This is a genomic window from Pseudomonas alkylphenolica, assembly GCF_016009175.1.
Taxonomy (GTDB): Bacteria; Pseudomonadota; Gammaproteobacteria; order Pseudomonadales; family Pseudomonadaceae; genus Aquipseudomonas; species Aquipseudomonas alkylphenolica_B.
Genome location: NZ_JADUCM010000009.1, coordinates 27,933 through 42,680, shown reverse-complemented (window position 1 = coordinate 42,680; position 14,748 = coordinate 27,933). Strand labels below are relative to the sequence as shown.

The window sequence follows — 14,748 nt, the reverse complement described above, 5'->3', positions numbered from 1 at the left end:
AGGTTGCGCATGTCTTCCGTTTTTTGCTTTTCCCCTCCCCGCCTGATCACCGGCCTGCTGCTCGGCCTGACCTGCAGTTCCAGCCTCCCTGCGCTGGCCAATGAAAGCCCGGACCTGTTGAGCCGCAGCACCCTCACCGGTGACTGGGGCGGCCTGCGCCACCAGCTGGATGAACAAGGTGTCAAATTCACCGGTGACTACAGCGGCGAAACAGCCTACAACGCGGACGGCGGCCTGCACCGCTCGGTGCGTTATTCGCAGAACCTCAAGCTCGGCGTACAGTTCGACCTGAGCAAGCTGTATGGCATGGAAAACGCCGGCAAAATCCAGCTGACGGTCAACGACCGCCGCGGCAACAGCGCCTCGGAAGACCTGGTCGGCAACCGCCTGCCCATCCAGGAAAACTACGGCGGCCTGTACACCCGCCTGACCGAGCTGAGCTACGAACGCACCCTGTTTACCCCGGCACTTAACGTCAAGCTCGGCTACATGGCCATGGGCAACGACCTTGGTGGCCTTGACAGCGGCATACTGTGCAATTTTATGAACGCCGGCTTCTGCGGTCACCCGCTGAACATGTCGGGCGGCAGTGGCTGGACCAACTACCCCAATTCCCACCTCGGCGCGCGGGTGAAGTACGACTTGTCACCGGCCTGGCAACTGCGCGTAGCCGCCTTCAATGTCGACCCGCAAAGCAACGGCAATTCCAGCCGCGCCTGGCATCTGGGGCCCAAGCACACCACCGGCACCGTGGTGCCGATCGAGCTGGTGTACAAGCATCAGGCAAAACTGCCGGGCGAGTACAAGCTGGGTTACTACTACGACAGCTCCGACGCCCAACGCATCGGCAGCGACAAGGACGTGGCCGGCCGCTCGGGCCACTACCTGCTGATCGACCAGGCGCTGTGGAACTCGCCGGTTTCAGCCGGACGCAGCCTGCACGCCTTCGGCCAGTACTCGGCTGCCAGCAGCGCCGCGTCGCCCTTCAGCACGTGGTACGGCGCCGGGATGGTCCTGTACAAGCCGTTTGAAGGCCGCCCGCGTGACACCCTCGCCCTGGGCTACGGCCGCGCGGTACCCAACCCGCGCAGCCGCGATGTGCAGCAAGATGCCGCGCTCGCCGCTGGCATCGCCTACCCCGACCTGAACAGCGCCGAACAGCTGCTGGAACTCAGCTACGGCTACCAGGCCACGCCCTGGCTGACCCTGCGCCCGGATGTGCAGTACATCATCGAGCCCGGCGCATTTTCCGGTCAGGACATCGACAATGCGCTGGTGCTGGGCCTGCAGGTCAAAGCCACTTTCTAAGCGTGCTGATCCGTCAGCGCGGCGATGGCTTCGACTTCGATCAACATGCCATCGAGCGCCAGCCTGGGTACCGGGATCAAGGTGCAGGTGGGCTTCTTTCGAGGCCCCCACGCACGGTCGGCCTCGGCCACCCAGTGGCGCAGCTTTGCCTCTGAGTGGTCGACAATCAACAGCGTCAGCTTGAACACATCCTCTAGCCCGGCGCCTTTACTGCGCAACGCTGTCTGCAGATTGGCCAGGGCGTGCCTGGCCTGCTCGGCAAAGTCGGCTGGCAGCCGCCCTTCGATGTCTTCACCCCCTTGCCCGGCAACGTACAGGAGCCGGGCTTGAGGGCGGATCTCGGCGACATGGGAATAGGCGTTGGCGCTGGGGTCGTAGAGGCCTTCGGGGTTGGACAACTGAAAGGCGCCGGGGAATGTTTCCAGGCTCATGGATGTACTCCTTTACGAAAGAGCGGGCAGTATCGAACCTTGAGTTAAGTAGAGGTCAAGGCGTCTTTTGCTACAGATTTGCCAGAACACCCAAGTACGACTTCTACTACAGTGATCTGCGCCTGCAGACCGTGAAGTAACGCTACGGTTTGCCCAACGCCGCCGACTGACATCTGACGAGTCCTTGCTATGCACCTTGCTCCCGCCATCCCGGTCCTGCGTATCTTTTCCGTCGAAAAAGCCAAAGAGTTCTACCAGGACTTCCTCGGTTTCAGCCTGGACTGGGAACACCGTTTCGAACCCGACCTGCCCCTGTATGCCCAGGTACACCGCGACGGCCTGATCCTGCACCTGAGCGAGCATCACGGCGATGCCACCCCTGGTTCGACGGTATTTGCCCGTGTCGAAGACATCCTCGCCCTGCAGCACGAGCTGGCGGAAAAGCGCTACGGTTACTCCCGCCCTGAGGCGGTGCGCGTCGGTTGGGGCCTGCAGATGGAGATCGCCGACCCGTTCGGCAATCGCCTGCGGTTCTGTCAGCAGATCGAAGACTGAACAGCCAGAAAAGACAAGGCCCCGTCATTGCTGGCGGGGCCTTGGATTACCTGCTGCCTTAGGCGTGAATCTTGCGTACCCGCCTCGCGTTTGGCGATGGTCGTAGTACGAACGAGGTCAGCAGGCAAAGCTTGATGGTTTGATACTGCGCCTGCTTCTGCAGCAGGTCAACGCCTTTGAGGTAGCCCTTCGTCGGGTCGTAAAACGGCCTCAACAGCCCGTTGCTGAGCCTTGCCGGGGCAATTTTCAAAGATTTTCACTGCGACCATGGTCCAATCCTATGACTGGGCGTTCCCGATCCGCACGGGATGTATTATCGTGGCTGCGTGCGCAATAACAAACGCCTGAAACATCAGGCAAATGCAAACCGATTCGAGGGTGCCATGAGTAACGAAATTAACTGGGACAAGCTGGGCTTCGACTACATCAAGACCGACAAGCGCTACCTGTCCAACTTCCGCAATGGCGAGTGGGACCAGGGCACCCTGACTGACGACAACGTACTGCACATCAGCGAAGGCTCGACCGCGCTGCATTATGGCCAGCAATGCTTCGAAGGCATGAAGGCCTACCGCTGCAAGGACGGCTCGATCAACCTGTTCCGCCCGGACAAGAACGCCGAACGCATGCAGCGCAGCTGCGATCGCCTGCTGATGCCGCGGGTACCAACCGACGTGTTCGTCGAAGCCTGCAAACAGGTGGTCAAGGCCAACGAGCGCTTCATTCCGCCGTACGGCAAGGGCGCCCTGTACCTGCGTCCCTTCGTCATCGGCGTGGGTGACAACATCGGCGTGCGCACCGCGCCGGAGTTCATCTTCTCGATCTTCGCCATTCCGGTTGGTTCGTACTTCAAAGGCGGCATGACCCCGCACAAGTTCCTGATCTCCGATTACGACCGTGCCGCGCCTCAGGGCACCGGCGCCGCCAAGGTCGGCGGCAACTATGCGGCCAGCCTGCAACCGGGCTACGAAGCGAAGAAAGCCGGCTTTGCCGACTGCATCTACCTCGATCCGCTGACTCATTCCAAGATCGAAGAAGTCGGTTCGGCAAACTTCTTTGGCATCACCAACAACGACGAATTCGTCACGCCAAAATCCATCTCGGTACTGCCGGGCATCACCCGCCTGTCGCTGATGGAACTGGCCGAATCGCGCCTGGGCCTGAAAGTGATCGAAGGCGACGTGCTGATCAACGACCTGAAGCGCTTCAAAGAAGCCGGGGCGTGCGGCACCGCAGCGGTGATCACCCCGATCGGCGGCATCCAGTACAACGGTGAGCTGCACGTCTTCCACAGCGAAACCGAAGTCGGCCCGGTCACCCAGAAGCTCTACAACGAGCTGACCGGCATCCAGAGCGGCGATGTCGAAGCGCCAGCAGGCTGGATTGTCAAGGTCGCCTGAACCACAAACCCCGCCTGATGGCGGGGTTTGTTTTTGTGGGCTGCACGGCAGCCCTCAAATACATGAATTTTTCTTTAACCCGGGCACCGCCTATTCTTTGGCACAATCAGTCATCTACTCGCCGCCCAGGTAATAGCATGCCCCGCGTACTGACCATTGAAGATGACGCCGTCACCGCCCAGGAGATCGTCGCCGAGCTTTCCAGCCATGGCCTGGAGGTGGACTGGGCCGACAATGGCCGTGAAGGCCTGTCCAAAGCCATTGCCGGTGGCTACGACCTGATCACCCTGGACCGCATGCTCCCGGAGCTCGACGGCCTGACGATCGTCACCACCCTGCGCAACCTGAAGATCGCAACGCCGATCCTGATGATCAGCGCCCTCTCCGATGTCGACGAGCGGGTGCGCGGCCTGCGTGCCGGTGGCGACGACTACCTGACCAAACCCTTTGCCTCCGACGAAATGGCCGCCCGGGTCGAAGTGCTGTTGCGCCGCAACAGCGTACCGATGGCGCAAACCCGCCTGCAGGTGGGCGACCTGGAGCTGGACCTGATCAGCCACGAAGCCAAGCGTGGCGAACACACCCTCAACCTGTTGCCCACCGAGTACAAGTTGCTTGAGTTCCTGATGCGCCACGCCGGCCAGGTGATCACCCGGATGATGATTTTCGAAGAGGTCTGGGGCTATCACTTCGACCCCGGTACCAACCTGATTGATGTGCATATCGGACGCTTGCGCAAAAAAATCGACGCCGCTGGCCAGACTCCGCTGATTCGGACCGTGCGGGGCTCGGGCTATGCCATTGCCGAACCCGTCTAAGGGTTGGAGTTCGTCCACCAGTCGTTTGTTGGCGCTGTACAGTTTTCTGTTTGTGGCCTGGAGCAGCATCCTCATGGGGGTGCTGTACTTCGAGGTCTCAGGCTACCTGAACAAGCTGACGCGCCACTCACTCATGCAACGCCAGCACCTGTTCGCGCACATGAGCGGCAAGCAGCTGGACGATGCGCTGATTGCCAGCCAGGCCTTCGAAGAGCGCAGCTTTGATGCCTACGGCCTGTTCGATGCGCAGTTCAATCCGCTCGGCGGGCAGATCCGCCAGCTGCCGACTGACCTGGGCCTGGACGGCAAGATTCATGAACTGAGCCGCTGCCTGGACGCCGACGATCCTCACCTGCCTCGTGACAGCTGCGATGCGGTAGCCCTGAAAGTGCGTGACGGCCGCTGGCTGGTACTGGTGCGCGACAACGGCTCGCTGTTCGTGGTCACCCGCATCATCCTGCATGCCCTGCTCTGGGGCCTGTCGCTGACCATCATTCCCGGAATTGCCGGCTGGTACCTGCTACGACGCCGGCCGCTCAAACGTATCCGCGCCATTCAGGCCACCGCCGAACAGATCGTCGCCGGCGACCTGACCCGGCGCCTGCCGTTGTCGCCGCGCCGGGATGAGCTGGACATGCTCGCCGCCATCGTCAACGCCATGCTCGACCGTATCGAACGCTTGATGCACGAAGTCAAAGGGGTGTGCGACAACATCGCCCACGACCTGCGCACCCCACTGACTCGCCTGCGCGCCCAGCTCTACCGCATCCGCCAGCAAGCCGGCGACGCATCGCCCCAGGCCGAAGCCCTGGAGCAGGCGATTGGCGAAACCGACACCTTGATGGCGCGTTTTCGCGGCTTGCTGCGTATCAGCGAGCTGGAGGATCGCCAGCGCCGGGCCGGCTTCGTCGAACTGGACCCACGCACATTGCTGATCGAGATGCACGACTTCTACCTGCCGCTGGCCGAGGACGGCGAAATCAGCCTCAGCCTTGAGCTGCCCGCGCAGCTGCCACCGCTGCATGGTGATCGCGAACTGTTGTTCGAGGCGTTGGCCAACTTGCTGGGGAACGCCATCAAGTTCACCCCACCCGGCGGCCAGGTGCGCATGCGCGCCAGCAGCGAGGCCGGTACGTTACGGATTGCGGTGGAAGACAGCGGACCGGGGATTCCCGAGGATGAGCGTGAGGCGGTGTTAAAGCGCTTTTACCGCAGCGAGGAAGGCCATCGCCACCCGGGGTTCGGGCTGGGACTGTCGGTTGTTGCGGCGATTGTCGACCTGCATGGCTATGCGCTTGAGGTCGGGGAGAGCGAACTGGGCGGGGCGAAGCTGGTGGTTCATTGCCGTACTGGCGTTGCCAGTTAAGGCCTCATCGCGGGTAAACCCGCTCCCACAGGGGCGTGCATTCGTACCTGTGGGAGCTGGCTTGCCAGCGATGAATTCACTGCCGATCAGTCAGCCAGGCGCCAGGTGGTTGCGCCTTTGCTGTCTTCCAGCACCACACCCATGGCGGTGATCTGGTCGCGAATGCGGTCGGACTCTGCCCAGTTCTTGTCGGCGCGCGCCTGCAAGCGCGCCTGGATCAAGGCTTCGACTTCAGCCGCATCGACCTTGCCTTCGGCACCGGCACGCAGGAAGTCATCCGCATCCAGCTGCAGCACGCCCAGCAAGTCGCCCAGCTCACGCAAACGACCCGCCAGGCCCGCCGCAACCTCCGGCTCGCTTTCGCGCAGGCGGTTGATTTCACGCACCAGGTCAAACAGCACGGCGCACGCTTCCGGGGTACCGAAGTCATCGTTCATCGCCAGGGTAAAGCGTTCGACATAACTGTCGCCGCCCTTGGCCTCGACCCGTGGCAAGCCACGCAGCGCATGATAGAAACGCTCCAGCGCACCCTTGGACTCGCGCAGGCTGTCTTCGGAATAGTTGATCGAGCTGCGGTAGTGACTCGACACCAGCAGGTAACGAACAACCTCCGGGTGATACTTGTCGAGTACATCGCGAATGGTGAAGAAGTTGTTCAAGGACTTGGACATCTTCTCGCCATTGATGCGGATCATGCCGCAATGCATCCACGAATTGGCGTACTGCTTGCCGGTCGCGGCCTCGCTCTGGGCGATTTCGTTCTCGTGGTGCGGAAACTCCAGGTCGTTGCCGCCGCCATGGATGTCGAAACTTTCACCCAGGCAGCAGGTGGACATCACCGAGCACTCGATGTGCCAGCCCGGACGACCGGCGCCCCACGGCGATTCCCAGCTCGGCTCGCCCGGCTTGACGCCTTTCCAGAGGACGAAGTCCAGCGGGTCCTGCTTGGCCTCGTCGACCTCGATACGTGCGCCAATGCGCAGGTCTTCAATCTTCTTGCGCGACAGCTTTCCGTAACCGACAAACTTGCCGACCCGGTAGTACACGTCGCCGTTACCCGGCGCGTAGGCGTAGCCCTTGTCGATCAGGGTCTGGATCATCGCGTGCATGCCCGGGATATGGTCGGTGGCACGCGGCTCCAGATCGGGCGGCAGGATGTTCAGGCGACGCTCGTCTTCGTGCATCGCGTCGATCATGCGCGCCGTCAGCGCGTCGAACGACTCGCCGTTTTCGTTGGCACGGTTGATGATCTTGTCATCGATGTCGGTGATGTTGCGCACATAAGTCAGGTTGTAGCCGCTGTAACGCAACCAGCGGGTGACCAGGTCGAAGGCAACCATGCTGCGGCCATGGCCCAGGTGGCAGAAGTCGTACACGGTCATGCCGCAGACGTACATCCGCACATTGTTGCCGTCCAGCGGTTTGAAAACTTCTTTGGTCTTGCTAAGCGTGTTGTAGATGGTAAGCACGAGCGTTCCTCAGCTGCCCCACGAATCGCGCAGGGTCACAGTCCGGTTGAATACCGGGCGACCCGGCTGGGAGTCTTTCAGGTCGGCGCAGAAGTAACCTTCGCGCTCGAACTGGAAGCGGTCTTCTGCCTGGGCCTGGCCCAGCGAAGGTTCCGCACGACAACCGGTGAGTACCTGCAGCGAATCGGGATTGATGTTGTCGAGGAAGCTGCCGCCATCTTCGGTCTTCTCGGGGTTGGCCGAGCGGAACAGGCGGTCGTACAGACGCACTTCGCACTCGACGCTGGCCGCAGCCGGCACCCAGTGGATCACGCCTTTGACTTTACGGCCTTCAGGGTTTTTGCCCAGGGTGTCCGGATCGTAGGAGCAACGCAGCTCGACGATGTTGCCGTCGGCGTCCTTGATGGCCTCGTCGGCGCGGATCACGTAGCTGCCACGCAGGCGCACTTCACCGGCGGGTTCCAGGCGCTTGTAGCCTTTAGGCGGCTCTTCCATGAAGTCGTCGCGATCGATGTAGATTTCGCGCGCAAACGGCAGCGCACGCACGCCCATGTCTTCTTTCGGGTGACGTGGTAGCTCGAGGTTCTCGACCTGACCTTCCGGGTAGTTGGTGATCACTACCTTCAACGGACGCAGCACGCACATGGCACGTGGCGCGGTACGGTCGAGGTCGTCACGGATGCTGAACTCGAGCATCGACATGTCGACCACGCCGTCGGAACGGTTGGTGCCGATCATTTCGCAGAAGTTGCGGATCGACGCCGGGGTGTAGCCACGGCGACGGAAACCGGACAGGGTCGACATGCGCGGGTCGTCCCAGCCGTTGACGTGCTGTTCGTCGACCAGCTGCTTGAGCTTGCGCTTGCTGGTGATGGTGTAGTTCAGGTTCAGGCGGCTGAACTCGTACTGACGCGGCTTGGCCGGCACCGGCAGGTTGTCCAGGAACCACTCGTACAGCGGACGGTGACCTTCGAACTCCAGGGTGCAGATCGAGTGGGTGATGCCTTCGATGGCGTCCGACTGACCATGGGTGAAGTCGTAGTTCGGGTAGATGCACCACTTGTCACCGGTCTGGTGGTGGTGGGCATGACGGATGCGGTACAGGATCGGGTCGCGCATGTTCATGTTCGGCGATGCCATGTCGATCTTGGCACGCAGCACGCACTGGCCGTCCTTGAACTCGCCGGCCTTCATGCGCGCGAACAGGTCGAGGTTTTCCTCGACGCTGCGCTCGCGGAACGGGCTGTTCTTGCCGGGCTCGGTCAGGTTGCCGCGGTATTCCTTGGCCTGCTCCGGGGTCAGGTCGCAGACATAGGCCTTGCCGGCCTTGATCAGGTCGATCGCCCACAGGTGCAGCTGGTCGAAGTATTCCGAGGCGTAGCGCACCGGGCCGGTCCACTCGAAGCCCAGCCACTTCACATCGCTCTGGATGGCGTCGATGTACTCCTGGTCCTCTTTGGCCGGGTTGGTGTCATCGAAACGCAGGTGACAGGCTCCACCGAACTCCTGGGCCAGACCGAAGTTCACGCAGATCGACTTGGCGTGGCCGATGTGCAGGTAACCGTTGGGCTCTGGCGGGAAACGGGTGACGATGCTGCTGTGCTTGCCCGCGTCCAGGTCAGCCTGCACGATCGGGCGCAGGAAGTTTGCAGGAACGGCTGGGGCGCCTTTGGCAGCGGCGTTGGGAGCGGTGTCGGCAGTGGGCTTGCTCATAGGATCCTTGAATACGGGGTGCACGGCCTGGGTAGGCCGACTGAATCAAAGCGCTTATCATAGCCGAAGCGGTCGAGCTGCCGACAGCGTCGGGCCGACAAACAGCCGCGATATTCGGCAGGCAATGCGAAAAAACTGCCGCAAATCACGTATCGCGGGCTGTAGACTGTGCGTCAAGTGTGTATCGCGCCCCCGCGCGGCCCTATTTCAAATGCCTTGAAAGAGCGAATTCCAGCATGTCCAAAGTCAAACTGAGCACCAACTTCGGCGACATCGTCATCGAACTGAACGCTGAAAAAGCCCCGATCACCGTGGCCAACTTCATCGAATACGTAAACGCTGGCCACTACAGCAACACCGTATTCCACCGCGTCATCGGTAACTTCATGATCCAGGGCGGCGGTTTCGAGCCAGGCATGAAAGAGAAGAAAGACAAGCGCCCAAGCATCCAGAACGAAGCCGACAACGGCCTGAGCAACGACAAGTACACCATCGCCATGGCCCGTACCATGGAGCCGCATTCGGCATCGGCACAGTTCTTCATCAACGTTACCGACAACAGCTTCCTCAACCACAGCGGCAAGAACGTTCAAGGCTGGGGCTACGCGGTATTCGGTAAAGTCACCGAAGGCACCGACGTTGTCGACAAGATCAAAGCCGTTGCCACCGGTTCCAAGTCCGGCCACCAGGACGTTCCGGTTGATGACGTGATCATCGAGAAAGCCGAGATCGTTGAGTGATACTGCTGATCTCTGATCTGCACCTGCAAGAAGAACGCCCGGACATTACCCGGGCGTTTCTTGATCTGCTCGACGGTCGTGCCCGCCACGCCAAGGCGCTGTACATCCTTGGCGACTTTTTCGAGGTGTGGATCGGCGACGACGCCATGACGCCCTTCCAGACCACGATCTGCCAAGCCCTGCGCGCCCTCAGCGACAGCGGCACGCAGGTCTACCTGATGCATGGCAACCGTGACTTCCTGATCGGCGAAGCCTTTTGCAAGGCCGCTGGCTGCACACTGCTACGCGACCCGAGCGTGGTGACGCTGGGCGGCGAACCGGTCCTGCTGATGCACGGCGACAGCTTGTGCACCCTGGACCTGGGCTACATGAAAATGCGTCGTTACCTGCGCAACCCTGTGAGCATGTGGATCCTGCGGCACCTGCCGCTCGGCACCCGCCGGAAGCTGGCGCGCAAGCTACGCAATGAAAGCCGCACCCAGGTACGAATGAAGGCCAACGACATCGTCGATGTGACGCCGGAAGAAGTGCCGCGGGTCATGGCCGAACATGGCGTGCTCACGCTGGTGCACGGCCACACCCATCGCCCGGCGATTCACAAGCTGATGGTCAATGATCAGCCGGCGCGACGTATCGTGCTGGGCGATTGGGACCGCCAGGGTTGGGCGCTGGAAGTGGATGAGCAAGGGTTTCAGCTGCAGCCTTTTGCGTTTCCCTGATTGAAAGCCCTTCGGGCCTTTTCGCCAGCAAGCCGGCTCCTACACTCGCGGTTTTGTAGGCGTCGGCTTGCCGGCGATGCTTGCGCTCAATGCCCTGCGGACGCCGGCCCGGCTTTGGCCGCAAACGGTGGTTTGGCCAGCCACACCAGCAGTATCAGCCCGGCAAACACCCAGCCCATCAAGGTGAAGTAATCCACCGTCGACATCATGTAGGCCTGGCTGCTGAGCATCCGCTCCAGCTGCGCATACGACTGCCCGTTCGCACCGCCCAGGTGATTCAGTGCTTCGCGGGTGGCTGGTTCGTAGGTACTGATGCTTTCACTCAGGTAGGCATGGTGCTGGTCCGCCCGGCGAATCCAGATCCAGGTGGTCAACGAGGCGGCGAAACTCCCCCCCAGGGTGCGCAGGAAGGTAGCCAGCCCCGAGCCGTCGGCGATCTGATGCGGTGGAAGGTCCGACAGCAGGATGCTCAAGGTGGGCATGAAGAACAGCGCCACGCCGATGCCCATGAACAACTGCACCAGGGCAATGTGCTGAAAGTCCACTTCATTGGTGAAGCCGGCACGCATGAAACAACTGGTGCCGATGGCCAGAAACGCCACCCCCGCCAACACGCGCAGGTCGAACTTGTGCGCATATTTGCCGACAAAGGGCGACATCAGCACCGGCAGCAAACCGATCGGCGCCACGGCAAGGCCGGCCCAGGTAGCGGTGTAGCCCATCTGCGTTTGCAGCCACTGCGGCAGGATCAGGTTGATGCCGAAAAAGCCCGCGTAGCCGCCCACCAGCACGATCGTGCCGATGCGAAAGTTACGGTGCACGAACAACCGCAGGTTGACCACCGGGTGCTTGTCGGTTAGCTCCCAGATGATGAACACGGCGATGAACACCACCGAAATCAGGCTGCCAATCACGATAAACCCGGACTCGAACCAGTCCAGGTCATTGCCCTTGTCCAGTACGATCTGCAAGGCCCCGACGCCGATGATCAGGCTCAGCAAGCCAATGTAGTCCATGGGCTGACGCTGCGTGCTGACCGGCCGCGAGCGCATCTGTTGACGCACGACGGCGGCGGCAAACAGGCCGATGGGCACATTGATGAAGAAGATCCACGGCCAGCTGTAGCTGTCGGTAATCCAGCCTCCGAGGATAGGCCCGGCAATCGGCGCCACCACGGTGACCATCGCCAGCAACGCAAGCGCCATGCCGCGTTTGGCCGGCGGATAGACGGCAATCAGCAAGGTCTGGGTCATCGGGTACAACGGGCCGGCGACAATGCCTTGCAGCACCCGAAAACCAACCAGCTCGGGCATCGACCGCGCAATACCACAGAGAAAAGAGGCCAGCACGAACAGCAGTGTGGCCCAGAGAAACAGTTTGACCTCGCCGAAGCGCCGGCTCAGCCAGCCGGTCAGCGGCAAGGCAATTGCGTTGCTTACCGCAAACGAGGTGATCACCCAGGTGCCCTGCTCCGAACTGACGCCGAGGTTGCCGGAGATGGTCGGCAAGGCGACGTTGGCGATGGTGGTATCGAGCACCTGCATGAACGTCGCCAGCGACAGCCCGATGGTCGTCAGCAGCAGGCTCGGCGGGCTGAATGAAGCCGTGTTGCTCATCGCAGCGCCGTCTTGCTGGTGCCTGCGCTGTTGTCATGGATCAGCCGCGCGATCAAGGCATCGGCCTCGACCAGTTGACTGTCGTAGACACGGGTAGCAAACGATGCCTTTTGCGGCGGCAACTGGGCCAGCACCGGGCCGCTCTGGTCGTGCAGGTCGACCGTAACCTGCGTCGACAGGCCGATACGCAGCGGGTGCGCCGCCAGTTGTTCAGGGTTGATATGGACACGCACCGGTACGCGCTGGACGATCTTGATCCAGTTGCCGGTGGCATTCTGTGCCGGCAGCAAGGCAAAGGCGCTGCCGGTACCGGCGCCGAGGCTGTCGATGGTGCCGCTGTATTTGATTTCGCTGCCGTACAGGTCGGCGATGATGTCCACCGGCTGACCGATGCGCATGTGGCGCAGCTGTGTTTCCTTGAAGTTGGCGTCGATCCACAACTGATCCAGGGGGATGACGGCCATGGTCGCGGTGCCCGGCTGCAACCGCTGGCCCAGTTGCACCGTGCGCTTGGCGACATAGCCGGTGACCGGTGCCACCAAGGTGGTGCGTGCGGCGTTCAGGTACGCCTGGCGCAAATCCGCGGCCGCCGCCATCACTTGTGGATGAGACGACACCACGGTGTCATCGACCAGTGCCGAGGTGGTGTTGAGTTGCTGCTTGGCCGTGTCGAAGGCGCCCTGAGCCGAGGTCAGGTCATCACGGGAGTGGGACAGCTCCTCCAGGGAAATCGCTCCGCCAGCCGCCAGGGTCTTGCGTCGGGTGTAGTTTTCCTGGGCCTTGCTCAGCTCGGCCTGACGCGCCTGCACCTGGGCTTTCTTGCCATCGACATCGCTGTACAGGCCGCGTACCTGGCGCACGGCACGGGCCAGCTGGGCCTGAGCGGCCTGCAGCCCGACCTGGGCATCGCTGGGGTCGAACTCCAGCAGTACCTGGCCTTCATGCACCAGGTCGCCGTCGTCGGCGCCGATGCTGACTACCGTACCGGTCACCAACGGGGTGATTTCCACCACGTTGCCGTTGACATAGGCGTCGTCGGTTTCTTCGTTCCAGCGCCCGTACAACTCGTGCCAGGCCCATACCGCCGCGGCGCCAAGCACGACCAGCAAGGCCAGGGCGAGCAGCCAGGTCTTGCGTTTGCGCGTGTTATCGAGTGCCTGCACGGAATCGGCAGTGTCTTGGGGAGTGGCAGTGGCCATGTCGAATACCTTGTCTTACTCAGAATCAGCAGCACAGGACTGCAGGGCAGCCTTGTGCTCGTTTGCCGCACTTACGCGCAACGCCGTGAGGCTGTCACCCGCGGCCAGCAGCATTTTGGTCAGCAGGTGTTCCAGGCTGGCCAGTTCGCCCGGGGCCAGTACCCCGAGCAGTTCGTTCATTGCCGCCGCGCCGATGTGCGGCAATTGGTCGGCGAGCTTGTTGCCTTCCTCACTCAGCGCCAGGCGCACCTGACGACGGTCATCGGGGCAGCGCCGGCGAACCAGCAGGTCTTTTTGCTCCAGGCGGTCGAGCATGCGCGTCATCGATCCGCTGTCCAGCGCCAGGTAGCGACACAGCTCGGCCGGGGTGTCGACCCCGAACTGGGCGACGATGATCAGCACCTTGAATTGCGCTGCGGTAACGCCGAACGCCTGCAGATGGCTGTCAAGAATGCGGTCTTTGACCAACGCCGCACGCCCCAGGAGCAAGCCCAGGGTGCAGGTCTGAAAGTTTTCCGGGGTGTAATGCGGCATGAACAAGATCCCTGCTTAGGCAGCTAGTAACATAATGTTACTGCTTAGACAGTTATCGTCAAGGCATTAATTAGCTTGCTTTCTATTTAGGCGATAAAAAAGGCTGCCGAGGCAGCCCTTGTTCAACCGAAAAGTCTCAGGCGGGAATGCCGCTATGGAAGCGAAACTCTTCATCGGGGGTGCTGATCAGCTCGGCCTCGACCGCCCTGACCTTCTCCACTACCCGCTCGATATCCGCCCGCTCGCCATATTGATGAGCCAGCTTCAGGTAACCCTGGTAGTGACGGGCCTCGCTGTTGAGCAGACCGTGGTAGAACTTGCCGAGCTCTTCATCCAGGTGCGGCACCAGCGCGGCAAAACGCTCACAGCTACGGGCTTCGATAAAGGCGCCCACCACCAGCGTGTCGACCAGCTTCACCGGCTCATGGGTGCGCACCACACGGCGCAGACCCGAGGCATAACGGCCGGCGGACAGCGGACGCAGGGCGATCTTGCGGCGCTTCATCAAGCGCAGCACCTGCTCGTGGTGCACCAGCTCTTCACGGGCAAGGCGCGACATCATGTTGATCAGGTCCAGGTGCGTGTTGTACTTGGCCATCAGGCTCAACGCGGTGCTGGCGGCCTTGAACTCGCAGTTCTTGTGGTCGATCAGCAGGGTTTCCTGGTCGGCGAGCGCCGCCTGGACCCAGGCATCGGGAGTACGGCAACCAAGGAACGCATCAATTTCGGGAATAAGGTGCATAGGCTCACAAACAGGCAGGGCAAACGGCAAGACCGGCGATTATACCGGCAGCGGCGGCGATCACCAGTGAACTATGCTTGATACATATCAACGCCCATAGCACTTGGCGCCGACTATAGTCAGGCATCGGTCGCCATT

General features: G+C 61.6%; 14 protein-coding genes. 7 read left to right on the top strand and 7 right to left on the bottom strand.

Translation table 11 applies throughout. The annotated features are described in order from the left end of the window. The first annotated feature begins 9 nt into the window (after positions 1-9). Complete coding sequence (locus I5S59_RS10725) at positions 10-1,308, top strand: carbohydrate porin (protein WP_197876579.1); 1,299 nt, start codon at positions 10-12, stop codon at positions 1,306-1,308. On the opposite strand, the gene I5S59_RS10720 is transcribed toward I5S59_RS10725, so the two are convergent. Beyond that, a complete protein-coding gene (locus I5S59_RS10720) occupies positions 1,305-1,739 on the bottom strand; it encodes a RidA family protein (RefSeq protein WP_197876578.1) in 435 nt (144 codons plus the stop codon). The genes I5S59_RS10725 and I5S59_RS10720 overlap by 4 nt on opposite strands. 189 nt (positions 1,740-1,928) lie before the next feature. Here I5S59_RS10720 and I5S59_RS10715 point away from each other — a divergent pair, with 189 nt between their 5' ends. The 4 genes from I5S59_RS10715 to I5S59_RS10700 all read left to right on the top strand — a co-directional run bounded on the left by I5S59_RS10715 (position 1,929) and on the right by I5S59_RS10700 (position 5,878). After that, the gene (locus tag I5S59_RS10715) at positions 1,929-2,294 is read left to right on the top strand and encodes a glyoxalase superfamily protein (protein WP_197876577.1); all 366 of its coding nucleotides are present in this window, start codon (positions 1,929-1,931) and stop codon (positions 2,292-2,294) included. Positions 2,295-2,677: 383 nt separating this feature from the next. Beyond that, positions 2,678-3,694 carry a branched-chain amino acid aminotransferase gene (locus tag I5S59_RS10710; protein WP_197876576.1) on the top strand — a complete coding sequence of 339 codons (1,017 nt, stop codon included), beginning with the start codon at positions 2,678-2,680 and terminating at the stop codon, positions 3,692-3,694. Between the two features lie 137 nt (positions 3,695-3,831). Beyond that, on the top strand, positions 3,832-4,512 hold the full coding sequence (locus I5S59_RS10705; protein ID WP_128324587.1) for a response regulator transcription factor: 681 nt from the start codon (positions 3,832-3,834) through the stop codon (positions 4,510-4,512). Continuing rightward, entirely contained in the window at positions 4,490-5,878 is a 1,389-nt protein-coding gene (locus I5S59_RS10700) for a sensor histidine kinase (protein ID WP_197876575.1), read from the top strand. The genes I5S59_RS10705 and I5S59_RS10700 overlap by 23 nt, the downstream gene beginning before the upstream one ends. An 86-nt stretch (positions 5,879-5,964) precedes the next feature. Here the strand turns inward: I5S59_RS10700 and cysS are convergent, their stop codons facing one another. Both cysS and I5S59_RS10690 read right to left on the bottom strand, forming a co-directional pair. Further along, complete coding sequence (gene cysS / locus I5S59_RS10695; protein WP_197876574.1) at positions 5,965-7,347, bottom strand: cysteine--tRNA ligase; 1,383 nt, start codon at positions 7,345-7,347, stop codon at positions 5,965-5,967. A 9-nt stretch (positions 7,348-7,356) separates the two neighbouring features. Continuing rightward, the gene (locus I5S59_RS10690; RefSeq protein ID WP_197876573.1) at positions 7,357-9,060 is read right to left on the bottom strand and encodes a glutamine--tRNA ligase/YqeY domain fusion protein; all 1,704 of its coding nucleotides are present in this window, start codon (positions 9,058-9,060) and stop codon (positions 7,357-7,359) included. Positions 9,061-9,296: 236 nt separating this feature from the next. Here I5S59_RS10690 and I5S59_RS10685 point away from each other — a divergent pair, with 236 nt between their 5' ends. Both I5S59_RS10685 and I5S59_RS10680 read left to right on the top strand, forming a co-directional pair. After that, complete coding sequence (locus tag I5S59_RS10685) at positions 9,297-9,800, top strand: peptidylprolyl isomerase (RefSeq protein ID WP_197876572.1); 504 nt, start codon at positions 9,297-9,299, stop codon at positions 9,798-9,800. Further along, positions 9,797-10,519: a UDP-2,3-diacylglucosamine diphosphatase gene (locus I5S59_RS10680; protein ID WP_197876571.1), complete on the top strand. Its 723-nt coding sequence runs from the start codon at positions 9,797-9,799 to the stop codon at positions 10,517-10,519. Before I5S59_RS10685 ends, I5S59_RS10680 begins: the two co-directional genes overlap by 4 nt. A gap of 86 nt (positions 10,520-10,605) precedes the next feature. Here I5S59_RS10680 and I5S59_RS10675 read toward each other — a convergent pair whose 3' ends face one another. From I5S59_RS10675 to I5S59_RS10660, 4 genes are all read right to left on the bottom strand, one after another. Continuing rightward, a complete protein-coding gene (locus I5S59_RS10675) occupies positions 10,606-12,135 on the bottom strand; it encodes a DHA2 family efflux MFS transporter permease subunit (RefSeq protein ID WP_197876570.1) in 1,530 nt (509 codons plus the stop codon). Continuing rightward, positions 12,132-13,334 carry an HlyD family efflux transporter periplasmic adaptor subunit gene (locus I5S59_RS10670; RefSeq protein ID WP_197876569.1) on the bottom strand — a complete coding sequence of 401 codons (1,203 nt, stop codon included), beginning with the start codon at positions 13,332-13,334 and terminating at the stop codon, positions 12,132-12,134. Before I5S59_RS10670 ends, I5S59_RS10675 begins: the two co-directional genes overlap by 4 nt. 15 nt (positions 13,335-13,349) lie before the next feature. Then, the gene (locus I5S59_RS10665) at positions 13,350-13,868 is read right to left on the bottom strand and encodes a MarR family winged helix-turn-helix transcriptional regulator (protein WP_197876568.1); all 519 of its coding nucleotides are present in this window, start codon (positions 13,866-13,868) and stop codon (positions 13,350-13,352) included. A 136-nt stretch (positions 13,869-14,004) separates the two neighbouring features. Continuing rightward, positions 14,005-14,610, bottom strand: coding sequence for a tRNA-(ms[2]io[6]A)-hydroxylase (locus I5S59_RS10660; protein ID WP_197876567.1), 606 nt, complete (start codon positions 14,608-14,610; stop codon positions 14,005-14,007). Positions 14,611-14,748: the final 138 nt, after the last annotated feature.